This is a genomic window from Massilia sp. Masssp94, from assembly GCF_059491305.1.
The window spans coordinates 188326-211003 of the sequence record NZ_CP168501.1; the positions used below are offsets into that span (position 1 = coordinate 188326).

General features: G+C 69.1%; 21 protein-coding genes. 10 read left to right on the top strand and 11 right to left on the bottom strand.

Annotated features, from left to right (window positions below; translation table 11 throughout):
- Window positions 1-6 precede the first annotated feature (6 nt).
- From ACEN9G_RS00790 to ACEN9G_RS00820, 7 genes are read right to left on the bottom strand one after another with little or no spacing between them, the layout of a single operon-like run.
- On the bottom strand, window positions 7-1584 hold the full coding sequence (locus ACEN9G_RS00790; RefSeq protein ID WP_413345478.1) for a GMC family oxidoreductase: 1578 nt from the start codon (window positions 1582-1584) through the stop codon (window positions 7-9).
- Window positions 1585-1618: 34 nt separating this feature from the next.
- Window positions 1619-2191, bottom strand: a complete 573-nt coding sequence (locus tag ACEN9G_RS00795) for a gluconate 2-dehydrogenase subunit 3 family protein (protein ID WP_495605511.1) — start codon at window positions 2189-2191, stop codon at window positions 1619-1621.
- Window positions 2192-2202: 11 nt separating this feature from the next.
- Window positions 2203-2976 (bottom strand): lipoate--protein ligase family protein, encoded by a 774-nt coding sequence (locus tag ACEN9G_RS00800; protein WP_413388017.1) that lies wholly within the window; start codon window positions 2974-2976, stop codon window positions 2203-2205.
- Window positions 2976-3653, bottom strand: a complete 678-nt coding sequence (locus ACEN9G_RS00805; RefSeq protein ID WP_483127576.1) for a dihydrolipoamide acetyltransferase family protein — start codon at window positions 3651-3653, stop codon at window positions 2976-2978. The genes ACEN9G_RS00800 and ACEN9G_RS00805 overlap by 1 nt, the downstream gene beginning before the upstream one ends.
- A 3-nt stretch (window positions 3654-3656) precedes the next feature.
- A complete protein-coding gene (locus ACEN9G_RS00810) occupies window positions 3657-3902 on the bottom strand; it encodes an acyl-CoA carboxylase biotin carboxyl carrier protein subunit (protein WP_413345795.1) in 246 nt (81 codons plus the stop codon).
- Window positions 3899-4966, bottom strand: coding sequence for an alpha-ketoacid dehydrogenase subunit beta (locus ACEN9G_RS00815; protein ID WP_413345797.1), 1068 nt, complete (start codon window positions 4964-4966; stop codon window positions 3899-3901). Before ACEN9G_RS00815 ends, ACEN9G_RS00810 begins: the two co-directional genes overlap by 4 nt.
- Window positions 4967-4981: 15 nt before the next feature.
- Window positions 4982-5992: a thiamine pyrophosphate-dependent dehydrogenase E1 component subunit alpha gene (locus tag ACEN9G_RS00820; protein ID WP_483127577.1), complete on the bottom strand. Its 1011-nt coding sequence runs from the start codon at window positions 5990-5992 to the stop codon at window positions 4982-4984.
- A 264-nt stretch (window positions 5993-6256) separates the two neighbouring features.
- Here ACEN9G_RS00820 and ACEN9G_RS00825 point away from each other — a divergent pair, with 264 nt between their 5' ends.
- The 4 genes from ACEN9G_RS00825 (at window position 6257) to ACEN9G_RS00840 (ending at window position 10388) form a co-directional block, all read left to right on the top strand.
- Entirely contained in the window at window positions 6257-7459 is a 1203-nt protein-coding gene (locus ACEN9G_RS00825; RefSeq protein WP_413343464.1) for a hypothetical protein, read from the top strand.
- 29 nt (window positions 7460-7488) lie between these two features.
- Entirely contained in the window at window positions 7489-9150 is a 1662-nt protein-coding gene (locus ACEN9G_RS00830; protein ID WP_413343462.1) for a pyrroloquinoline quinone-dependent dehydrogenase, read from the top strand.
- A gap of 89 nt (window positions 9151-9239) precedes the next feature.
- On the top strand, window positions 9240-9599 hold the full coding sequence (locus ACEN9G_RS00835) for a c-type cytochrome (protein WP_413343460.1): 360 nt from the start codon (window positions 9240-9242) through the stop codon (window positions 9597-9599).
- Between the two features lie 9 nt (window positions 9600-9608).
- The gene (locus tag ACEN9G_RS00840) at window positions 9609-10388 is read left to right on the top strand and encodes a substrate-binding periplasmic protein (RefSeq protein WP_483127578.1); all 780 of its coding nucleotides are present in this window, start codon (window positions 9609-9611) and stop codon (window positions 10386-10388) included.
- 1 nt (window position 10389) lies between these two features.
- Here ACEN9G_RS00840 and ACEN9G_RS00845 read toward each other — a convergent pair whose 3' ends face one another.
- The gene (locus tag ACEN9G_RS00845) at window positions 10390-11187 is read right to left on the bottom strand and encodes a hypothetical protein (protein WP_483127579.1); all 798 of its coding nucleotides are present in this window, start codon (window positions 11185-11187) and stop codon (window positions 10390-10392) included.
- A gap of 199 nt (window positions 11188-11386) precedes the next feature.
- Between ACEN9G_RS00845 and ACEN9G_RS00850 the strand changes: the two genes are divergently transcribed.
- Genes ACEN9G_RS00850 through ACEN9G_RS00875 form a run of 6 tightly spaced genes read left to right on the top strand, consistent with a single transcriptional unit; the run spans window position 11387 to window position 19740 of the window.
- The gene (locus tag ACEN9G_RS00850) at window positions 11387-12226 is read left to right on the top strand and encodes a M15 family metallopeptidase (RefSeq protein ID WP_483127580.1); all 840 of its coding nucleotides are present in this window, start codon (window positions 11387-11389) and stop codon (window positions 12224-12226) included.
- A 16-nt stretch (window positions 12227-12242) separates the two neighbouring features.
- Window positions 12243-16010 (top strand): type VI secretion system membrane subunit TssM, encoded by a 3768-nt coding sequence (gene tssM / locus ACEN9G_RS00855; protein WP_483127581.1) that lies wholly within the window; start codon window positions 12243-12245, stop codon window positions 16008-16010.
- The gene (gene tagF, locus ACEN9G_RS00860) at window positions 16007-16993 is read left to right on the top strand and encodes a type VI secretion system-associated protein TagF (RefSeq protein ID WP_413344974.1); all 987 of its coding nucleotides are present in this window, start codon (window positions 16007-16009) and stop codon (window positions 16991-16993) included. The genes tssM and tagF overlap by 4 nt, the downstream gene beginning before the upstream one ends.
- A gap of 1 nt (window position 16994) precedes the next feature.
- Complete coding sequence (locus tag ACEN9G_RS00865) at window positions 16995-17789, top strand: OmpA family protein (RefSeq protein ID WP_413344976.1); 795 nt, start codon at window positions 16995-16997, stop codon at window positions 17787-17789.
- Between the two features lie 19 nt (window positions 17790-17808).
- Entirely contained in the window at window positions 17809-18843 is a 1035-nt protein-coding gene (gene tssA / locus ACEN9G_RS00870; RefSeq protein WP_483127582.1) for a type VI secretion system protein TssA, read from the top strand.
- A 27-nt stretch (window positions 18844-18870) separates the two neighbouring features.
- On the top strand, window positions 18871-19740 hold the full coding sequence (locus ACEN9G_RS00875) for a LysR family transcriptional regulator (protein ID WP_483127583.1): 870 nt from the start codon (window positions 18871-18873) through the stop codon (window positions 19738-19740).
- Here the strand turns inward: ACEN9G_RS00875 and ACEN9G_RS00880 are convergent.
- The 3 genes from ACEN9G_RS00880 to ACEN9G_RS00890 form a co-directional block, all read right to left on the bottom strand.
- Window positions 19702-20424 carry an SDR family oxidoreductase gene (locus ACEN9G_RS00880; protein WP_483127584.1) on the bottom strand — a complete coding sequence of 241 codons (723 nt, stop codon included), beginning with the start codon at window positions 20422-20424 and terminating at the stop codon, window positions 19702-19704. The two genes, ACEN9G_RS00875 and ACEN9G_RS00880, sit on opposite strands and share 39 nt — an antisense overlap.
- Before the next feature lie 98 nt (window positions 20425-20522).
- On the bottom strand, window positions 20523-21569 hold the full coding sequence (locus ACEN9G_RS00885; protein ID WP_413340950.1) for a LacI family DNA-binding transcriptional regulator: 1047 nt from the start codon (window positions 21567-21569) through the stop codon (window positions 20523-20525).
- Entirely contained in the window at window positions 21566-22675 is a 1110-nt protein-coding gene (locus ACEN9G_RS00890; protein ID WP_413340949.1) for a glycoside hydrolase family 43 protein, read from the bottom strand. Before ACEN9G_RS00890 ends, ACEN9G_RS00885 begins: the two co-directional genes overlap by 4 nt.
- Window positions 22676-22678: the final 3 nt, after the last annotated feature.

Below are 22678 nucleotides of genomic sequence, written 5' to 3' on the forward strand. Positions count from 1 at the left end.
CTGCTCCTACACCGCGCCGCGTGCCAGCTCGCCGGCGATGTGCTCGGCCTGGCGGATCGCCAGCGCGACGATGGTCAACGTGGGATTCGCGGCGGAACTCGATGCGAACTGGCTGCCGTCCGAGATGTACAGGTTCTTGACGTCGTGCGTGCGGCCCCATTTGTTGACGACGCCGTCGCGCGCATGCTCGCTCATGCGGTTCGTGCCGAGGTTGTGGCTGGCCGGGTACGCGGGCATGTCGATGACGCGCGTGGCCCCCACCGCTTCGGACAGCTTGCGGAACTGGACCAGGCCGTGCGCCGCGATCGCGTTGTCGTTCTTGTGGTACGTCTTCGACACGATCGGGACCGGCAGGCCGTACTGATCCTTCTCGGTCGGGTGCAGCGTGATGCCGTTCTGTTCGCGCGCCATGTCTTCGCCGCAGACCCAGATCGCCGTCATGTGGTCGTACATTTCCAGCGCCGACGTCACGTCCCGGCCCCAGCCGCCCGGCTTCATGAAGGCCGCCGTGTACGGCAGGCCCAGGGCGAGGCCTTCGAGATAGTAGCCGCCGTTGAAGCCGCGCCGCGTGTTCAAGGCCACCTCGTCGGCGACGACGGCACCGATGTCGAAGCCGCGGTTCATGTACACGGGCTTCTTGTGGATCGCCACGGCGGCGGCCGTCGCGTGATTCATGTAATTGCGGCCCACCTGGCCGGACGAATTCGCGAGGCCGTTCGGGAACATGGCCGACGCGGAGTTCAGCAGCAGGCGCGGCGACTCGATGGAATTGCCGGCGACGGCGACGAGGCGCGCCTTCTGCAATACGTGACGGCCCTGGCTGTCAGCGTACAGCACGCCGTTCACCTTGCCGGACTTGTCGTGCTGGATCTGCAGCACCATGCTTTCCGGGCGCAGTTCCACGCGGCCGGTGTCCAGCGCCTTCGGCACTTCGGTGTACAAGGTGGACCATTTCGCGCCCACCTTGCAGCCCTGCATGCAGAAGCCGATCTGCTGGCAGCCGGGACGCCCGTCGTACGGCTGCGAATTCGATGCGACGGGGCGGATGATCTTGTTGTAGCCGATCTTGCGCGCGCCGGCCGCCACGACCTTGGTCTGGTTCGATTCCGGCATCGGCGGCAAGCCGCTCGCGCGCGTGCCGGCCACGCCCATCTTCTTTTCCGCCAGTTCGTAGTACGGCTCCAGTTCCGCCAGCGTGATCGGCCAGTCGAGGATGTTGGCGCCGTCGACCTTGCCGTAGGTCGTGCGCGTCCTGAAGTCGTGCTCCTGGAAGCGCAGCGCGACGCCCGACCAGTGCACGGTCGACCCGCCCACCGCCTTGACGATCCACGCCGGCAGGTTCGGGTAGGTCTTCGTGTGGTGCCAGCCGCCGGCCGAAATCCGCTTGTCGAGCCACGAGATCTTGTTGAACATGGCCCACTCGTCGTTCTCGAAATCCGCCTGCGTGAAATGCTTGCCCGCTTCGAGGATCACGATCTTGTCCACGCCCCGCTGGGCCAGTTCGTTGGCCAGCGTCGCGCCGCCCGCGCCCGAGCCGATGATGACGATCGCGTCGTCGTCGCCCAATTCGATTTTCTTGCTCATTGCCGTCTCCTGTTTTTTGTTATGGTTTGCGCGTTTACAGCCAGTCGATGTCGTTGAAGCCGCGGTTGATGTAGCCGCCCTGCTCCCACGACGACCCCTCGTAGCCGAGCAGCGGCCACACCGCCTTGTTGTCGTACAGGCTCGTGACCATCTCGCCGCGCACCTTCTGGAAGAACGGCGACGGCTCGATCGCCTTCAGGAGGCTGACGCGCTCCGGCTCGCGCTTGACGGCCGCATAGGGCTTGCCGAAGCGTTTCATGGCGGCCTTGTCCAGGTCGCGCACCCCGTCGCGGAACAGGGCCGCCTGCTTCGGATCCTTCGCGGCCGCGCGCTCGAACGGCTGGATCGCTTCGACGTAGTAGCGGTCCGCCAGTTTGTCGTGCGGGAATACGTCGCGCGCCATGCGCAGCAGGGTCTGCGCCGTGGCCGCGCCCAGCGTCGGAAAGTCCTGCGCCAGGTGTTTGTCGTTCGACGCGGCCAGCGCGGCCGCGGGCCCGGCCGCGCCGATGGCCATGGCGCCGCCGCGCAGGAAGCCGCGGCGCGTGATGGTGACGACCTTCGGCAGCACGCGCATGCCCGTGCATGCGTTCGATGGTTGATCTTTCATGTGAACCTCTTTCAATGGGACAGGGTGGGAAAATGGACCGGCGCGGGGCCGGGCGGCCGCGGGGGGAATGCGTCGGACGCGGCGCCCAGCACGTCGGTGAGCATGTGGTGCAGGCGCTCGGCCAGTACCTCCGCCAGCACGGGCGCGCCGAGCTGCTGGGCGAACGACGTGGTGCAGTCGTCCAGCAGCGCCGCGTCGGCGGATTCCTGCCCGAGCGCGCCGCACAGCAGCGACCAGTCGGGCGGCGCGATCAGCGTCCCCGACGTCATCAGGACGCCCGTGCGGCGCCGCAGCTGGGCCAGGCCGACGATCTTGCGCGTGCCGACGACGACCTCCCACGGCGACAGCCCGCCGTAGCAGGCCCACTTGAGGCGCGCGTCGCCCGGCCGCAGCCGCACTTCCTCGGGCGGGATTGCATACGCGGGAATGCCGGCGTCGCGCAGCAGGCCCGCGTGCAGCGCGCCCAGCCAGCGGTAGCTGGACAGCGTGCTGCGGCCGAGCAGCGGATGGTCGGGCGGCAGCACGACGGACGCGCTGACCATCCACGGCCCCGTCAGCACGGCGCCGCCGCCCGAGCCGCGCTGCACGACGGAGCCGGCCAGCGCATGGCCGGCCACCAGCCGCTCGCGCAGCGCCGTCTGCGAGCAACCCAGCACGACGCCGGGCACCCGGTAGGTCCACAGGCGCACGCGCGGCTCGGTGACGGGTTCGCGCAGCTGGGCCGCGTTCCACGCCTGTTCCTCGTACGAGGTCACGGTGTCGATGAAGACCATCCGGGCATCCATTACAGCTCCTTCGCGGCTTCCAGCCGCCGTTTCAGGTCCGTCAGGAACAGCGCGGCCGGGAAGCCGTCGACGGCCCGGTGGTCGAACACGAGGTGCAGGCCCATCATCGGCGCGACCGCGACCTCGTTCCCGCGCGCCACGGGCCGGGCCGCGACGCGCGTGACGCCGAGGATGGCCACTTGCGGGCTGTTGATGATCGGCGTGAAGCTGTCGATGGCGGTATTGCCCAGGTTCGTCACGGTGAACGTGCCGCGCTGGTAGCTGCCGGCCGACAGCGTGCCCGCGCGCGCGCCTTCCGCCAGCATGCGCGCCTCGCGCCCAAGCTCGGCCGCGCTCTTGCGGTCGGCGTTGCGCAAGACCGGCACCATCAACCCGTCGTCCAGGCTGACCGCCAGGCCCAGGTTCACGTCGTCCAGCAGCTCGATGTCCTTCTCGCGCATGCGGGCGTTCAGGCGCGGGTGCGCGCGCAGGCACAGCGCGACGGCGCGCAGCACGTACGCGGTCAGGCTGACCCGCTCGTCGTCCGGCGCCGCCGCGCGCAGGGCCTGCAGCGCGGTCACGTCCACCTCGACCGACTGCGCCACGCGCGGCACGCGCCAGCCCTGCTCCATGTTGCGTGCGATGGCCCCGCGCATCCCCGTCAGCGGCACCGTCGCGGGTACGGTCACGGCATCCATGGCCTACCCCTCGATCCGCGCCAGCACGGTGTGGCGGCCGAACGTGTCGCCGGCGGCGACCTCGATGGCGGCCAGGCGGCCGGCGGCGGGCGCCGTCACCTCGTGCGTCGTTTTGACCAGTTCCGCGACGACGAGCGTCTGGCCCGCCGTCACGGGCTGGCCCACCTCGACCTGCCAGTCCTGCAGCAGGGCTTCGGTGCCCTCTTCCACATCGTCCCAGACGCCACCGTCCAGTTTCACGTCGATCATGCTTGTGCTCCTTGTTGAAGTTGATGAATGGGTTGCGCGCGCATCAGGCCGCGCACGGCGTCGACGATGGTGTCCACCTGCGGAATGACGGCCTGCTCGAGCGGGCGGCTGAACGGGATCGGCACGTCGGGCACCGCGAGGCGTTTTACCGGCGCGCGCAGCTGGATGGTGTCGAGGTGTTCGGCGACGAGCGCGGCGATCTCGCCGGACAGGCCGAAGCTCAGGTAGTCTTCGTCGGCGATCAGCACGCGGCCCGTCCTGGCGACGGACGCCAGCACGCCGGCGCGGTCGAGCGGGACGATGGTGCGCAGGTCCAGCACCTCGACGGAGATGCCCTCCGCGGCCAGCTGCTCGGCCGCGATGGCGGCCTTCTGCACCATCTGGCTCAGCGTGACGATGGTGACGTCGCTGCCCTCGCGCACGATGCGCGACTCGCCGAACGGGATCGCATAGGCTTCCTCGGGCACGGCGTTCGTGCTGCCCTCGAAGTAGGACATCCACGACAGGCCCATGATCCCCTTGTGGTAGCAGAACACGACCGGGTTGTCGTCGCGGATCGCCTGGACCATGAGGCCTTTCGCGTCGTACGCATTGGACGGCACGACGACTTTCAGGCCGGGCATGTGGGCGAAGCTCGCGTACAGGCATTGCGAGTGCTGGGCCGCGTCGTTGTAGCCGCCGCCGATGCCGGTCGTGATCACCACCGGCAGTTTCAGTGCGCCGCCGGACATGTACGAATTCTTCGCCATGTGGTTGTAGATCTGGTCGAAGCAGACCCCGAAGAAGTCGACGAACATCAGTTCCGCGATGGGACGCAACCCGTCCGCGGCGGCGCCCACGGCCGCGCCCATGAACGCGGTTTCCGAGATCGGCGTTTCCATGATGCGCTCGGGACCGAAGCGGTCGAGCAGGCCCGTGGTGGCCGAAAAGATGCCGCCGTACTTGCCGATGTCCTCGCCCATCACGAACACCGACGGGTCGCGCTCCATTTCCTGGCCGATGGCTTCGGCGATGGCCTGCGCCATGGTGAGCGTGCGCACGGCGCCTTTGCTATTGCTTTGCATTGTCTGTCTCCTTGTTCATTCGGCAAATACGTGTTTCAGGGCGTCCTGCGGATCCGGGTACGGGCTGTTGCGGCCGAACGCGAATGCCGCCTCGATGCGGCCGGCGACGGCCAGGCGCAGGTCGCGGTCCTGCGCGTCGTCGATCAGGCCTTCCGCACGCAGGCGCGCACCGAGGCGCACGATCGGATCGTCCTGGCGCAGCGCGGCGCTTTCGCCTTTCGGCCGGTAGGTCTCGGGGTCGCCCTGGAAGTGGCCGAAGTAGCGGTCCGTCTTGACTTCGATGAGGGTCGGGCCTTCGCCGCGGCGCGCGCGGGCGATGGCGGCACCGGCGGCCGCGTACACCTCGACGGCGTCGTTGCGCTCGACGAGGACGCCGGGCATGCCGTAGCCGGCCCCGCGCACGGCGTTCGACGCGACGGACGTCGACACGGATTTCTCGACCGAGATGCCGTACTTGTTGTCCTCGCAGACGAAGACGACGGGCAGCTTCCACACGGCCGCCAGGTTCAGCGCCTCGTGGAACGCGCCCTGGTTGGCGGCGCCTTCGCCGAAGAAGGCGATCGCGACCCAGTCCTTGCCGAGCTTGCGCGCGGCGAGCGCGGCGCCGCAGGCCTGCGGGGCGCTGGCGCCCACGATGCCGCTGCAGGAAAACTTGGTCGGCACGTGGAACAGGTGCATGTGGCCGCCCTTGCCGCGGCCCAGGCCCGTGTCCTTGCCAAACATCTCGGCCGTCATCGCGTCGAGCGGCACGCCCTTGGCGATGGCGAAGTGGTGCGAGCGGTGCGCGCCGACGACGCTGTCGTCATTGCCCAGGTGCGCGCACACGCCGACGGCGACCGGCTCCTGGCCGGCCGCGAGGTGCATCTCGCCCGGCACGGGGCCGGCGCCGATGTCGAACGCGAGGCCCTTCTGGATCTTCGGGGGCAGCTTGCCCTCGAGGTAAACCTTCGCCATCGTTTCTTCGTACTCGCGGATCTCGATCATCTTCTCGTACATCCAGAGCAGGTGTTCCCGTGTCGGCTGCATGTTGCTGTCTCCTTGTCTGTGGGTTGGTGCATGCACCTACCCCTTCAGCAAATTCGATGCCATGCCCGTTTCCCCCGTCGCGACGGGCAAAAACGCCTGTTTCGGCCGCGCGGACGCGCCAAATGTCGCAGGCACGGGCCGCCCGGCTGCGACATCTGTTTCAGCGCGGACGGCCGCGCACAGCCCTGCAAGAGTGAGCCGCGTGGTGGCACCGTTTTTGCAGATGCGACCAGCGCAGTACCTACAACAATCAATGGAGACGACATGAAAGAGACACACAAGACGCGCAAGCTGCTTGCGCTGCTGGCCTGCGCGGCCGCGGGTTCCACCCACGCGGCCGTGGAATTCGAGACGCCGGGCGGCTGGAAGCTCGGCACGGACGGCTGGATCATCGTGCAGGCGCACCGCCAGAACGGCGACGACGCCGGCACGACGGGCTTTCGCATGACGTCGGGCACGACGCCGAGCCTGTTCGCGTTCACCGTGACCTCGCCCGCCATCGACGGCATCACGTACAGCAGCCGCGTGGGCCTGTACATCAACTCCCAATCGGGCGAAGGCAACTTCCGCAACGCGGGCAACGTCGGCAACACGGGCAGCAAGTCGCTGGACCCGCGCGAGATGTGGGCGAAGGCGTCCGCCTCCTGGGGCGAGATCGTGATCGGCAAGTCTTACGGCATCTACCAGGCGGAACCCGTGCTGGCCGATGCGTCCGTGCTGGCGGGCGGCCTGACGGGCTACGACGTCGTCAACACGACCAACGCGCTGGCCGCGACCTTCAACGCGGGCTATATGTACACGAACTTCAACGCGGGCCTGCGCTACAACTCGCCGAAGACCGTGCCGCTGTCGTTCTCGGTGGCGCTGTACGACCCGAGCCAGATCCGCAACGTGTTCACGGGCGCCGGCGCCGACCAGACGAATTCGCCGCGCGTGGAAGGCGGCGTGTATTGGAACGACCAGCTGGCCGGCGCGAAGTTCAAGCTGTACGGCGACTTCACGTGGCAAACGGCGCGCCACTGCACCGTCGCGGGCGGCGGCGCCTGCGTGCAGGACGACGTCCACACGCGCGGCATCTCGGCCGGCACGACGGTCGACGTGGGCCCGCTGAACTTCCACGTCTCCGGCTTCAAGGCGGACGGCCTCGGGTCCGTGCTGATGCAGGACGTCGACGCGCTGGATGCCGCCGGCCGCGAACGCCGCAGCCGCGGCGGCTTCGCCCAGGTCGTGTGGCATGCGACGGACGCGCTGTCGCTGCGCGCCAGCTACGGCCGCACGCGCATCGACGACACCGCGAGCACGCCGGGCCACCTCGCGCAATCGCGCATCGGCGGCGCCTATTACGCGGTGAACCCGCACGTGACGGTGTATGCCGAACTCGCGCGCTCGACGTTCTCGCTGAACCCCGTCTTCGGCCGGCCGACCAACACCCGCTACGCGACCCTCGGCGGCCGCTTCGTGTGGTAATCCATCCAACGCATTCCGAGGAACCCAACATGCATCCGACCACCCGTTCCAACACGGCGGCCGCCGTCGCCGCCTTCCTGCTCGCCCTGTCGCTCACGCAGCCCGCGGCCGCCCACGACGACGACGACGCCAACTGGACGCAATACCACCGCACGTCGAACGCCTGGCGCTATTCGCCGCTGGACCAGATCACGACGCGCAACGTCAAGCAGCTGAAACCCGTGTGGATCCACCAGCCGGGCGACATCACGTCCGGCCTCGTTTCCACGCCGCTCGTGAAGGACGGCGTGCTGTACTACGTGGGCCCCAACAACCACGTGTTTGCGCTCGACGGCGCCACCGGCAAGCCGCTGTGGCACTACCAGCCGAAGCTGGCGGCCGTCGCGTCCGAAAGTTTCTATGCTTCGCTGGGCCGCAGCCTGACGCTGGGCCACGGCCGCATCTACCTCGGCACACTGGACGGCCGCTTCGTCGCCATCGACGACAAGACGGGCAAGGAAGTGTGGTCCACGCAGCTGACGGACCTGAAGAAATGCTTCGGCTGCCTGTTCTCGTCCTCGCCGGTGCTGGCGGGCGACGTCCTGATCGGGGGCACGACGGGCGGCGACCAGGCGCAGCGCGGCAAGATCTACGCGGTGAACGCCATCACGGGCGCGCAGATGTGGACCTTCGACACGATCCGCGACGATCCCGCCAGCTGGCCCGGCGACACGGGCGAAGTCGCGGGCGGCGGCGCGTGGATGCCGGGCACGTACGACGCCGCGTCGGACACGTTCTTCATCGGCACGAGCAACGCGGCGCCGGACTTCTACGGCGACGGCCGCAAGGGCGACAACCTGTACACGGCGAGCCTGCTGGCGCTCGATCCGAAGACGGGCAAGCTGAAATGGCATCGCCAGGAGATCCCGCACGACACGTTCGACTACGACTCCACGTACGAGGCCCTGCTGCTCAAGAAGGACGGCAAGGACGTCGTCGTCCACCTGAACAAGAGCGGCTTCGTGTTCGTGATGGACAAGGCGGACGGCAAGCTGGAAAACGTGTGGCCCCTGAGCCAGACCTACAACTTCGTCAAGACGATCGATCCGAAGACGGGGGAACTGATCGGCCGGCGCGAGATGCCGGTCGGGAAGGAGACCTTGCTGTGCCCCTACCTGCTCGGCACGCGCAGCTACAACGCGGGCGCGTACAACCCGAAGACGAAGCTGTGGTACACGAACGCGATGGAAGTCTGCCAGAACGTGATCCCGGCCAGGCAGGAGACGTCCGGCATGGGCATCGCGAGCCTGTACCTCGGCGTCGACAAGCTCGAAGCCGTGCCGCCGTCGGACCGTCCCGCCGAAGGCCGCCTCGATGCGCGCGACCCGCTCACGGGCAAGCTGAAATGGAGCGTCAAGTACCCGGTCCCGGGCCTGGGCAGCGTGCTGACGACGGGCGGCGGCCTCGTGTTCAACGGCGACCCGCAAGGCTTCGTGCACGCGTATGACGCCGACACGGGCGCGGAGCTGTGGAAGTTCCAGACCGGCTCCGGCATCCGCGGCGGCATCGTCAGCTATGCGGTGAACGGCAAGCAGTACATCGCCGTGCCGAGCGGCTGGGGTTCGCTGGCGCCCGGCTTCATGGCCTCCGCCTTCCCGGCCGTGAAGCAGCTCACGGGCGGCGCGGCGATGGTCGTGTTCGCGCTCGATTGACGTTCAGCGCGCACGGCGCGCTCGTTTTCACTTCAACGCGGGCGCCGCGCGCGCCCGCTTCACCACCAACGACAATCAAGGAGACTCTCATGTTCAAACCCATCGCCTGCGCCCTCGCGGTCCAGCTGCTGTGCGCATCCGCCGCCATGGCCGTCGCACCGACCATTTCCGGCCCCGCCAAGCCCGACCAGGCCATGATCGACGCGGGCGCGAAGCGCTTCAACCAGAGCTGCGTCTACTGCCACGGCAATGCCGGCTCGGGCGGCAAGGCGGCCCCGCTGCAGGGCCGCGACGACCTGACCAGGGAATACGTCATGGAGACGATCGCCAACGGCAAGCAGCGCGGCGCCTTCAACATGCCGGCGTGGAAAGGCGCGTTCAACGAGCAGCAGATCCAGGAGCTCACCGCGTACATCCTGTCGCTGAAGAACGCCGGCGCGGCGAAATAGGAGGCCGCCATGGCGCGTCTTCGTAAGCATGGCCTGGTCACCCTGGCCTGCGTGGCGGCCACCGCACACGCGCGTACGCTGCCCGAGATGGCGGCGTCGAACGAGTTCGTGATCTGCGCGGCGCCGGACGACATGCCGTTCTCGCGGCGCGACGGCACGCCCGCCGGGCTGTACGTCGACCTGGGCCGGCTCGTCGCGTCCGACCTCGGTCTCACGCTCGGCGTGCGCTGGATCCCGCGCCGCGAACTGGCCCGCCGCGTGGGCTGCGACGCGATCATGGGCGCGGCCGTCGTCAAGGCGGAGGACCACCCGGCGTCGTGGCGCAACGTGCTGACGGTGCCATGGATGCGGGCCGGTGCGGTCGTGGTGGACACGGGCCGCGGTCCCGCCGCCACGCTGGACACGCTGCGCACGGGCCACGTCGCGGTGCCGAGCGGCTCGTGGGCGCACCGCTGGCTCGATGCGCACGGCGTGCCCGTGTGGGTGCGGTTCCGGACCGATCCCGAGATCATCGCCGCCGTGGTGCGGGGCGACGCGGACGCCGGCGTCGTGTCGGACGTGGCGGCCGGCTGGTATCGGTTGCAAGCCGGCACGGGGAGCCTGCGCATACTGGACACGCTGCTAGATCCGGCCGAATTCGCCTTCGACGTGGCGATCGACCTGCTCGACACGGACGCCGCCACGCTGGATCGCGTGAACGGCATCGTGCGTGCGCGCCTGGCCGACGGTGCCATCGCGGCGCTCGGCATGCGCTACGGCGCGTACCGGCCGCCGGCCGGACAGCGCTAGGTCACGACTCCGCGTCCGCGCGCGCGGCCCGCACGCGCTTGCACGCGGGCTCCTTGGGGCCCGCCGCGGCGCACACCCGCGCGCGGCACTGCTCTTCGCCGGCCGCGTTGTAGCGGCGGCACGACGCCAGCTGTTCCGCCGGCGTCGCCTTGCCCCGCTTCGGTTCCATATGGCCGATCAGCGCAGCCAGCAGCACCACGTCGCTGTCCTGCTCGCGCACCGCGCCCGGCTTCGCCTTCGTCTTCTTGTCCTTCGCGGCCTCGCGCGCCCGCTCCTGTGCCTTGGCGTGCGCGACCTTCGCATGCGCTTCCCTGCGTTCGGCCTTCTCCACCTTCGCGGACTTCTCCGGCTTGGCCGCCCGCTCCTTGTGCGGCGCGGGCACGGCCGGCGCCATGTCGGCCAGCGGATTGGTCATGGGCTCGACCGGCGCCGCCGGCTCGTCGTGCAGCACGGCGGCCGCCGGTGCCGGTGCGGGCGCCGGCAGCGCGACCGGCGTGACGGACGGCGTGACCGGTGCGGCCGGTGCGGCCGCGACCTGGACCGGCGCCGCGGCAGGCACGGACCGTTCATCGCTTCCACCGAACAGGAACAGCGCGCCGCACACGGCAACCACGCCGGCGGCCACGCCGCCCCAGGCCAGCGCACGCGAACGCGGGCGCGGCCCGGGTGCCGCCGCTGCCTGTCCGGGCATGCCGTCCAGCGAACTGAGGATGCCCTGCCGCTCCTGAACCGGCTGCTCTTCGGGCGAGAGCAGGCTGGGCCGGCCGCCACGGACCGGGCGATCGCCTTGATGTTGCAAATCAGCTCCTTAAAAAAGTTTGCATTACTTTACAAGAATCAAGACAATTGTGCCTCTAATTTGCTTTTAATCGTGCGCGATTAACACAATTGGTGAGTTTTTGCGTTTTTTCAATCGTGCGCGGGGTTGTCGCTTACCGGATTTATACTTTCGGGAAATATTTCTTCGACAACAATGTGAACAGCTTCCGGAGAGAGCGGTGTGGGTGTTGGCAGTGACGGTGTATTTCGTGTTGGCGTGCGCGATCAGCTGGATGGTGCTGTTCCCGGCCGGCCGCGAATTCGTGCTGGACGCGCTGGCGGGGGCCGGGCTGCGGCTCGGCCGGCGCGCGGGCGCGCTCGCGCAGCAGCGCCTGCGCGACGCGGATGCGCTGGCCGCGAACGGCCGCGCGGCGGCGGACAGCCTGGCCGGCTTCGTGCGGCGCCACTGGATCGCATGCGCGTGCGGCGCGGCGCTCGTCGGGCTGCCGCCGCTGGCCGCCCTGCTGCTCGCGGAACGGCCCATGCTGAGCGGCTACGAGTCGACGGAGCGCGCCGTGAACACGCAGGTGGCCGACCTGCTGCAGGGCGAGCAGCTCGTGCCGCCGCCCCCGCTGCCGCCGCTCGTGTTCACGACGGCCGAAGTGGCGCAGGAACGGCCGCTGCTCGCCTCGGCCAGCCGCGACTGGGCCATGCTGAACGCGGACTACACGCAGCGCCTGCTGACCGTCTTCCGGATCATGAAGGAGCGCCATGGCTACGAGATGGCGATCCTGGAAGGCTACCGCAGTCCCGCGCGCCAGGATGCGCTGGCCGCGCTGGGACAGGGCGTCACGAACGCGCGCTCGTGGCAAAGCTGGCACCAGTACGGCCTCGCCGCCGATTGCGCGTTCGTCCGCGACGGCAAGCTCGTGATCTCGGAAAAGAATCCGTGGGCGATGCGCGGCTACCAGTTGTACGGCCAGGTGGCCGAATCCGTCGGCCTCACGTGGGGCGGACGCTGGAAAATGATGGACTTCGGGCACACGGAACTGCGCCTGCCCGGGGTCATGAAGCATTAATCACACTCTCGTAATCATGCAAAAAATCTGGGATTTCCTGACCACCCGCACCAGCCTCGCCGTCATCGGCTGGGTGGCCTTCGCCGCGCTGCTGTTCCTGGCCGCGCGGCTGCTGCAATGGCCTGCCTCGCTGCCGTGGATCGTGCTCGGCATCGCACTCGCGGTCGGCGCCACCGTCTGGCTGTTCCGCCGCTGGCGCCATGCGAGAAAGGCCGGACAGATCGGCGACATGCTCGAACAACAGGCCAACCAGGACCAACATCGACCCGTCCCCGACGCCACGCAGCGCCAGGAGACGGAAGTGATCCGCAAGCGCCTGCTGGACGCCATCGCGACGATAAAGGGCTCCAAGCTGGGCCAGTTGTCCGGCAGCGCCGCGCTGTACGAACTGCCGTGGTACATGATCATCGGGAACCCGGCGGCCGGCAAGAGCACGGCGATCGCCAGCTCGGGCCTGCAATTCCCCTTCGCCGACAGCAAGATCGTGCAGGGCGTGGGCGGCACGCGCAACTGCGACTGGTTCTTCACGACCGAAGGCATCCTGCTCGACACGGCCGGGCGCTACTCCGTCGTCGACCAGGACCGCGCCGAGTGGTTCGGCTTCCTCGACCTGCTCAAGAAGCACCGCCGCAAGGCGCCGATCAACGGCGTGATCATCGCCGTCAGCATCGCGGAACTCACGCGCAACCGTCCCGAGTTCGCGATCAACCTGGCCAAGAACCTGCGCCAGCGCGTGCAGGAACTGACGGAACGCCTGGAGGTGCACGCCCCCGTCTACGTCGTGTTCACGAAGGCCGACCTGATCGACGGCTTCAACGAATTCTTCCAGGACAGCGAGCGCGCCGAGCGCGAAAAAGTGTGGGGCGCGACGCTGCCCTACGACCAGCACGTGACGAGCGAACGCCTGCTCGACCAGTTCGACGCCCGCTTCGACGAGTTGTACGACGGCCTGAAGGAACTGAGCCTCGCGAACATGGCGCTGCAGCGGCGCGAGAGCATGCCGTCCGGCGTGTTCACGTTCCCGCTCGAATTCGCGTCGATCAAGCCCGCGCTGCGCGCGTTCGTCGCCACGCTGTTCGAGGACAATCCGTTCCAGTTCAAGCCCGTGTTCCGCGGCTTCTACTTCACGAGCGCGCTGCAGGAAGGCGAGACGGTGTCGACGTCGTCGGCCCGCGTCGCGCAGCGCTTCGACCTGCGCCTCGCGCCGCCCGCGCACGAAGACCAGCACCAGCAGCAGGGTTACTTCCTGTTGAACCTGTTCCGCAAGGTGATCTTCGCCGACAAGGACCTCGTCGCGCAATACGCCAGCCCCGCCAAGACGCGCCTGCGCTATGCCGCGTTCTTCGCCGCGACGGCCATCGTCGGGCTCGCGCTCGGAGGCTGGAGCTGGTCGTACATGAACAACCGCCAGCTCGTCGCCAACGTCCAGGCCGACCTGGACCAGGCCATCCGCGTGCAGAGCAAGAGCCTCGACCTGCAGTCGCGCTTCCAGGCGCTCGAGATCCTGCAGGACCGCATCGAACAGCTCGACCGCTATGCCGAACACCGCCCGCTGAGCCTCAGCCTCGGCCTGTACCAGGGCAACCTGCTGAACCGGAAACTGAAGGAAGAGTACTTCGCCGGCGTGCGCGAACTGATGCTGAAGCCCGTCGGGCAATCGCTGGAATCGTACCTCGCCGACGTGAACGGCAACGCGGGCCAGCTGCAGCCGCTGAACAAGCCCGCCGGCACCACCGCGCCCGCCGCCGACGCGCCGCAGCAGTTCAAGGATGCGTCGCCTGCGGACACCGAAGACGCGTACAACGCGCTGAAGACGTACCTGATGCTGGGCGATAAATCGCGCGCCGAGAGCGCCCACCTGAACGACCAGCTGACGCGCTTCTGGCGCAACTGGCTGGAATCGAACCGCGGCGCGATGCCGCGCGAGCAGATGATCCGCAGCGCCGAACGCATGATCTCGTTCTACCTCGCGCAGGTGAACGACCCGTCGTGGCCCGTCATCGACACGCGCCTCGCGCTCGTCGACCAGACCCGCGACAGCCTGCGCAAGGTCGTGCGCGGCATGCCGGCGAGGGAGCGCGTGTACGCGGACGTGAAGGCGCGCGCCGCCACGCGCTATCCGTCGATCACGGTGGCGCGCATCGTCGGCGACCAGGACAAGGACCTCGTCCTCGGCAGCTACGCCATCTCGGGCGCCTTCACGCGCCAGGCGTGGGAAGGCTTCGTGCAGCAGGCGTTCCGCGACGCCGCCAACCGCGAGCTGCAGAGCGCCGACTGGGTGCTGAAAACCGCCGCGCGCGACGACCTCACGCTGGAAGGCAGCCCGGAACAGATCCAGAAATCGCTCGTTGACCTGTACAAGGCGGAATACGCGCGCGAATGGCAGAAGTTCATGCAGGGTGTGACGGTGAAGGATCTGGAAGGCTTCGACGGCGCCGCCGCCGCGATGAACCGCCTGGGCGATCCGCAGAATTCGCCCATCAACAAGCTCGTGTCGACCGTGTACGAACAGACGTCGTGGGACAACCCGACCCTGGCAGGCGCTACGCTGCAGCGCGCGCAGAGCGGCCTGACGGGCTGGTTCCGCGAGACGATCCTGCGCCAGAAGCCGGCCATCGTGAACGTCAGCCTGCCGGCGCCAGGCACACAGCCTGCCAATGCGCCCGCGCTGGGCCCCGTCGGCCGCGAATTCGCCGGCGTGGCCCGCCTGGTGATCGCGCGCGACAAGGACGCGTCGCTGATGCGCGGCTACGTCGACAACCTGTCGAAGCTGCGCGCCCGCTTCAACCAGATCAAGAACCAGGGCGACCCCGGCCCCGGCGCCAAGCAGCTGATGCAGCAGACGCTGGACGGCAGCGGTTCCGAACTGGCCGACGCGCTGAAATACGTGGACGAGCAGATGCTGGTCGGGATGACGGACGCCCAGCGCCAGGCGCTGCGCCCCGTGCTCGTGCGCCCGCTGATGCAGACGTTCGCCGTGATCGTGCAGCCGGCGGAAGCCGAGATCAACAAGGTGTGGGCGGCGCAGGTCGTCCAGCCGTTCAACCGCGACCTGGCGACGAAGTATCCGTTCTCGACGGAGTCCAAGGCCGAGGCGAGCAATGCGGAGATCGGCCAGGTCTTCGGCCCGGACGGCGCCATCGCGAAATTCTTCAACACGACGGTGGGTCCGCTGGTTGTGCGCCGCGGCGATTCGCTCAGCCCGCGCACCTGGGCGGACATGGGCGTGAACCTGGCCCCGAACGTCGTCGCGAGCTTCCCGGGCTGGGTCGCGCCGCTGGCGGCCGGCGGCGTCGCCAATGCCGCGGCGAGCAGCGGCGGCGAGGCGCAGACCCGCTTCGACCTGCAGGCGCTGGGCACGCAGGGCGCCACCGAATTCACGCTGGAGATCGACGGCCAGTCGCTGCGCTGGCGCGGCCAGCCGCAGCCGTGGGTGCACATGGTGTGGCCGAATCCGCAGGGCGTGCCGGGCGCGAAGATCACCGCGCTCACGCCGGAGGGCCGCAACGTCGTCGTGCTGGACGAGCCGGGCCACTTCGGCCTCAAGAAAATGATCGACGCGGCCCAGCGCAAGCGCAAGCCCGACGGCGCGTTCGAGCTGTCGTGGCAGGCCGGCGGCGTCACGGTGACGGCGAACCTGAAGGTCTTGCCGGCCGCGCCGGCGCCCGCACCTGTCCAGGCGTCCACGTCGGGCCAGGGCTTCAAGCGCCTGCGCCTGCCGGAAACGATCACGGCGCCGCGCACCGCCCCTGTGCAGACGGCGCTGGCGGGAGCTGCGCAATGAGCCGCCTCACGACCCCCGTCAGCGTCGGCTATTTCGGCAAGCTGCCCAGCCGCGGCGACTTCGTGCGCGGCAGCGCCAGCCCGGCCCTCCTCAAGGTGCTGGACGACTGGCTGTCGGAAGCGATGGACCTGATGAGCACCAACGCGCGCTGGAAGCTCGCGTACGACACCGCCGCGCCGCTGCACTTCGCGTTCGTCGGCCCGCGCCGGCGCCACGCGATCGGCGGCCACATCGTGGCGAGCAGCGACGAATCGAGCCGCCGCTATCCGTTCCTGATGGCCGGCGCGATGGAAATCGCGGAGCCCGCCGCGTTCCTGCCCACGACGCCGCTCGTGTTCACACGCCTGTGGTGCCGGCTCGAGACCCTGACGGCGGGCGTGCGCAACGCGGGCGATCCGGCCGCGCCGCTGCTTGCGGCCAGCAGCCAGCCGATCGACCTGGACCTGCGCGCCGCCGCATACGACCCGGCGTTCGACGATTTCCTGGAAGTGCAGACGATCGCCGCGCTGGATGCACTGCTGGCGGGCGCCGGCTTCGCCGTCTCCACGCGCCAGGTGCTGCTGGCGCTGGGCATGCTGCTGCAGCCCGTGCTGGCCAGCGGGTCCGGACGCCTGGAAAAAAGCCTCGTGCTGCCGCTGCCGGAAGACCCCATCCACCGCAACCTCGTGGCCGCGTTCTGGATGCACGTGATCGCGCCCTTCCTCGCGCGCGCCGACTTCGAGCTGGCGCTGTTCGTCACGCGGCTGGACGGCCGGCCGGCGCTCGTCGTCGGCTTTTCCGGCGCGTCGGCGCAGACGCTGCGCACCCTCATCGACCCGCAGGCGGGCCTCGACCACCTCATCGGCTTCGCCGACCTCGAATGGGTCGAGGACCAGGTCGACGGCGACTACGCCGTGCGCAAGCTCTCCGCCTGGCTGGCGCAGGGCAGCCTGTCCCTCAAGTCCGCGCTCGATTCCGTCGCCGCGGCATTCATCGGATCCTGATATGCGAATCTTCACCCAGCGCGCCCTCCTCGCGTTCTTCGTCACGTGCCACGCCGGCATCGCCGCCGCGCAGAACACCGCGCCCGCCCCCGCCGCCGCGCAACCGGGCCAGGTCACGGCCAGCGGCACCGTGCCGGACGAGGCGACCAAGGCCGCCGTGCTCGCGAAACTGCGCGAGGTCTACGGCGCCGACCGCGTGGTCGACCAGATCGCCATCGGCCCCGTCGCCATGCCCGCGAACTGGAACGGCTACGTGCAGAAGCTGATCACGCCGGACCTGCGCCAGATCAGCCGCGGCCAGCTCAGGATCGACGGCAGCAACGTCAGCCTGCGCGGCGAAGTCGCGAACGAGGCGCTGCGCCAGCGCATTGCGAGCAACGTCGCCACCAACCTGAACCCGACCTACACCGTCAACAACGGCCTGCGCGTCTCCGCCGCCGAGCAGGCCCTGCTCGACAACACGCTGGCCAACCGCACCGTGGAATTCGAGAGCGGCAAGGCGACCCTGACGCCGACCGGCCGCGCGATCCTCGACGAGATGGTCGCGGCGATGCAGAAGCTGAAGGGCCGCCGCATCGAGATCATCGGCCACACGGACAGCGCCGGCCTGCGCGCCAGCAACGTGAGCCTGAGCCAGGCGCGCGCCGCCACGGTGAAGGCCTACCTGGCCGCGCACGGCATCGCGGAAGAGAACCTGTCCGCCAGCGGCCAGGGCCCGGACCGCCCGATCGCCAGCAACGACACCGCCGAGGGCCGCGCGCGCAATCGCCGCATCGAATTCCGCCTCGCGCAATGATTTTCCATTGAAAGACACCATGTTCACCGCCGACGCCCTGCTCGCCCCGATCTCCGACGCCGCCCCGTGCGGCGCCGACCTCGCCTTCTCGCCCGAACTGGACGCCATCGCCCGCGCACGCCAGTTCGACGACCCGTCGCTCGCGCAGGGCGAATGGGTGACGGACCTGAAGGAGGCCGACTGGGGCTTCGTCGTCGACCGCTGCGCGCGCCTGCTGGCCGAACAGACCAAGGACCTGCGCCTCGCCGTCTGGCTGACGGAAGCCGCCGCCAAGCGCCACCACCTGCGCGGCCTGGGCGAAGGCTTCCGGGTGCTGGCGGGCCTGTGCGAACGCTACTGGGACCTGGGCCTGTATCCGGAAGCGGATGGCGGCGACCAGGAACAGCGCATCGGCAATCTCGCGTGGATCCTGTCGCGCACGCGCGCCCTCGTGCGCGAGATGCCGCTGACCGAAGGCCGCGGCACCGCGTATTCCACCGTCGATTTCGAAGCCGCGCGCCGCCGCGCCGCCGCCGGCGGCGAGGCCGACACGCCGCCGCGCCTGGCCGACATGGAAGCGGCAAAACGCGGCAACTCCAGCGCCTTCATCGAGGGCATGCGCGCGGACGCGGAAAACTGCCTGGACGCGCTCGCGCAACTGGAACGCGCGGCCGACGCTCGCCTGGGCCAGGACAGTCCCGGCTTTTCGCAGGCGCGCGAAGCCGTGCAGGCGCTGCTGCACACGCTGCCGGCGCCCGCGGCCGCACCGCAGGCCGTTGTTCCCGCGGAAGCGCCCGCGGAACCATCCGCTGGAACGCAAGCCGTCGTGACGGCGCCGCAGCCGCAGGCCGTCGTCGCCGGCGCGATCCGCTCGCGCGCGGACGCGATCGCGCAGCTGCGCCTGATCGCGAAATTCTTCCGCGAGACGGAACCGCACAGCCCCGTGTCTTACTTCGTCGAGAAGGCCGCGGCGGCGGGCGAGCAGGACCTGCACACGTGGCTGCGGTCCGTGGTCAAGGACCAGGGGGCGCTGGCGCATCTCGAGGAAATGCTGGGGGTACCGCCGGCGGGGTAAACTCTCCGCACCATGGACTTCAAACGATTGAAAACCTTCGTCCGCGTGGCCCGCACGCTGAACTTCAGCGAGGCCGCGCGGCAAATCCACCGCACGCAATCGAGCGTCACGGAACAGATCCAGGCGCTGGAGGCCGACCTCGGCGTGCCCTTGTTCGACCGCTCGAACCGCAGGCTCGCGTTGACGGACGGGGGCGCGTGCCTGCTCGATTACGCGGACCGGCTGATCCGCCTGGCGGACGAGGCGCGCGCCGCCGTCCTCGCCGCGGCCGGCAGCGCGTGCCGGACGCTGGAGGTGGGCGGCATCGAGACCCTCGCCGCCGCATTCCTGCCGGACGTCGTGGCGCGCATGGCGGCCACCCACCCGGACATCGCCGTCCGCGTGACCGTGGCCCAGACGTCGACACTGCATGCGCAGGTGAAGGACGGCACGCTGGACGCCGCCCTCTTCTTCGGTACGCGCCCGCACGACGACGGCGTTCAATGCGGCGTGATCGCCCATGCGCCCCTCATGCTGATCGTGCCGCCCGGCCATCGGCTGGCGGCGCGTGCGAGCGCCGGCCACGACGACGTCGCACACGAGCGCTTTCTCGTGACGGCGCCGGGCTGCGCCTATCGCCGGATGTTCGAGGCGGCGTTCCGGTCGCGCGTGGACGGAGAACCCGTCATCGCCGGGCAGTCCGACAGCGTGGCGGCGATCGTCCGCATGGTCGAACGGGGCCTCGGTTGCGCCATCGTGCCGCGCATGGTGCCCGCGCTCGCGGACGCGCGCGTCGCGATCGTGCCCTGGCATGGCGAAGGCGCGACGGTGCCCGTCTCACTCGCCTGGCGCGCGCGTGCGTCGTCCGCGATGACCGCGTTACACGAGGCGGTGGCCGCCGTCGAGATGCAGCACTGAACCGGTGGCGTAGCCGTTGCGCATCAGGAAGCGGATGCCGTCGGCGATGTCGTCGGGCCGGCCGATGCGGCCCACGGGCAGCTTCTGCGCCATGGCGTCCAGCCGGGCCGGCGCCTCGGCGCCCGCGACGTGCTGCCAGATCGGCGTGTCGACCCAGCCCGGCGACACGACGTTGACCCGGATCGGCGCCAGCTCGACGGCCAGCGCGTACGCGAGGGACGCGAGGGCGCCGTTGACGCCGGCGACAACGGACCCGCGCGGCGCCGGGCGGTAGGCCGCGATCCCGGACGTGAACGTCATGGAGCCGTGCGCGGCGAGCCGGGACGTGCCGTGCTTCGCCAACAGCAGCGGCCCGAAAAACTTCGAATCGAAGACCTTGCGCGCCGCGCCCAGCTCCAGGTCGGGCAGCAGTTCGTAAGCGCCTTCGATGTCCGCGGCGGTGGACACGATGTGATCCAGGTAGCCGCATTCACCGAACAGGCGGATGATGTCGTCCTCCCGCGTGATGTCGGCAGCGACCGTGTGGACGTCGCCCACGTCGGCCAGCGCGGCCCGCGCCCGCGCCAGGCGGTCGGGCGAGCGCCCCGCGATGACGACGGCGCTGCCGTCCGCGAGCAGCGACCGCGCGAGACTCAGCCCCATCCCCGAACTGCCGCCGACGACCAATACCTTTTCCTTGTTCATTTCCCCTCCCGTGACATCGATGGCGCGATTGTCGGCGCACCGTACCGGAAAGAGAAACGGGAAAAACCGATCGGCGCCATCGGCAACGCCGATGACCGTCAGTCGGCCCCCGAAGTGGACTCCCGCACCACCAGCGTGAACGGCATCAGTTGGTGCCGCCGGTCATAGGCGTGACCCGAGCGCTGGGCGCGGACATGCTCGATCAGCAGCGCGACGGCGCTGCGCGCCATGTCCGTGATCGGCTGGTGGATCGTCGTCAGTTCCGGCCACACGGTCGTCGCGACGGGCGTGTCGTCGAAGCCGCAGACCGTCAGGTCGTCCGGCACCTGCAGGTGCATCCCGTGCGCGACGGCGATGACGGCGGCCGCCATGTCGTCGTTGCTGGCGAAGATGGCCGTCGGCCGGGTCGGTTGCCCCAGCAGCTCGCGCGCCGCCAGCAGGCCGGAACGGTAGGTGAACATGCCCTGCGCCACCCGCTCGGCGGGCACGTCGAGGCCCGCGCCGCGCATCGCATCGATGAATGCCTGGTAACGCAGCTGGGTCGGCGTGTGTTCCGGGTCGCCCTTGATGAAGCCGATGTCCGTGTGGCCCAGCGCGAGCAGGTGCCGCATCATCGTCAGCGCGCCTTCGTAGTCGTCGATGCGCACCGCCGACATCTGCGGTGACGGCCGCGCGGTGGCGACGGCGACGGAGGGGATGCCCAGTTCCGCAAGCATCTTGAGGGCGGACTTCGAATCGCACAGCGGCGGCGGCACGAGGATGCCGTCGGCGCCGTCATCGATCAGGCGGTCGATCGCCTTGCGCTGGCTCTTCAGGTTGTCGCAGTGTTCGAGGATCAGGTGCGCGCCGCTCTGGCCGCACTCGGTGAGCGCGCCGACGAGGAACGCGCTGAGGAAGGCCTCGCTGGGGTTGCTGTACAACAGGCCGACACGGAGTGTACCGATGCGCGCGGCGCGCGCCGCCACATTGACCTCGTAATTGAGTTCGCCGATCGCGCGCATCACCTTTTCCCGGTTCTTGATGCTGACGCTCGTATTGCCGTTGATGACGCGCGAGACGGTCATGGCCGAGACCCCGGCCCGGCTGGCGACGTCCCACACCGTCGCGCCGCCCGCAGAGCGGTCGGTCTTGCCGGGTTCGGTCATCGATTGCCTCCCATGGCGCCAGGCCCGTCGCAAGGCAGCTTGTCCATCTCCGCCAGCGTCCACTGGTCGCGCCAGCGCACCACCGGCTTGCCGTCCTCCCACTCGACCGGCTGCCACACGTAGCGCCCGTCGATGGCATTCTCCTTGCGCCACACGTCGAGCATCAGGATATGCCGCGTGCAGCCGTTGCGCTGTAACGTGAGCGCATATGTCGACTGGCCGCCGAACGTGATCTTCTGCTGTTCCGGCGTGCCGCGCACCGGGTTGCCGAGCGCCGTCCACGGACCCAGCGGGTTGTCCGCGACGTACGACTTCGCCGCGTTCGGCGCCCAGCCCGTCAGGCCCGACGTCACGAGGTAGTATTTGCCGCCGTGCTTGAAGACGGCCGGCGCCTCGTCGTCGCCGTTCGGCTTCACGCGCGCGTACTGTCCGGCCGAACGCAGGTAGTCGTCCGTCAGGCGCGACACGTGCATCGTGTGATTTTCCTCCGACGCGTAGAACTGCCAGGCCTTGCCGTCGTCGTCCACGAACAAGGTCATGTCGCGCGACATCTGCCCGCCCGCGAAGTCGCGCGCGAGGAAGGACGTGGCGGCATCCTTGTCGTCGGGCTTGACATCGACCGGCCATGCACCCGCGTCCGGCCGGAACGAGCCTTGATACACGTACGGCCCCGTCACCTTGTCGGCGACGGCCACGCCGGCGCGCGCCGCGTCGTAGCGCTTGCCCTTCAGCTCCAGGTGGAACCACATGACGAACTTGCCCGTCTTTGCATTGCGGATCACTTTCGGCCGTTCGATGATCGCATCGCGCACGATGTCGCTCGCGGGGTCGTCGGTGACGGCGAGCGCGATGCCCTCGTCCTTCCAGTCGGTCAGGTTGCGCGAACTGTACACGTGCACGCCGACCTGCGCGCGGTTGCCGGCCGTGCCGGCGACCTTGTGCTCGCCAAACCAGTAATACACGCCGTCGTGCTGCAGGATGCCGCCGCCGTGCGCGTTGATGTGCACGCCCTTGTCGTCGGGCCAGATTGCGCCGGGCCGGAACACGTCGCCGGCCTGCGCATGGGTCGCCACGGCCAGGACCGCGGCTGCCAGGAATACTTTCATTGC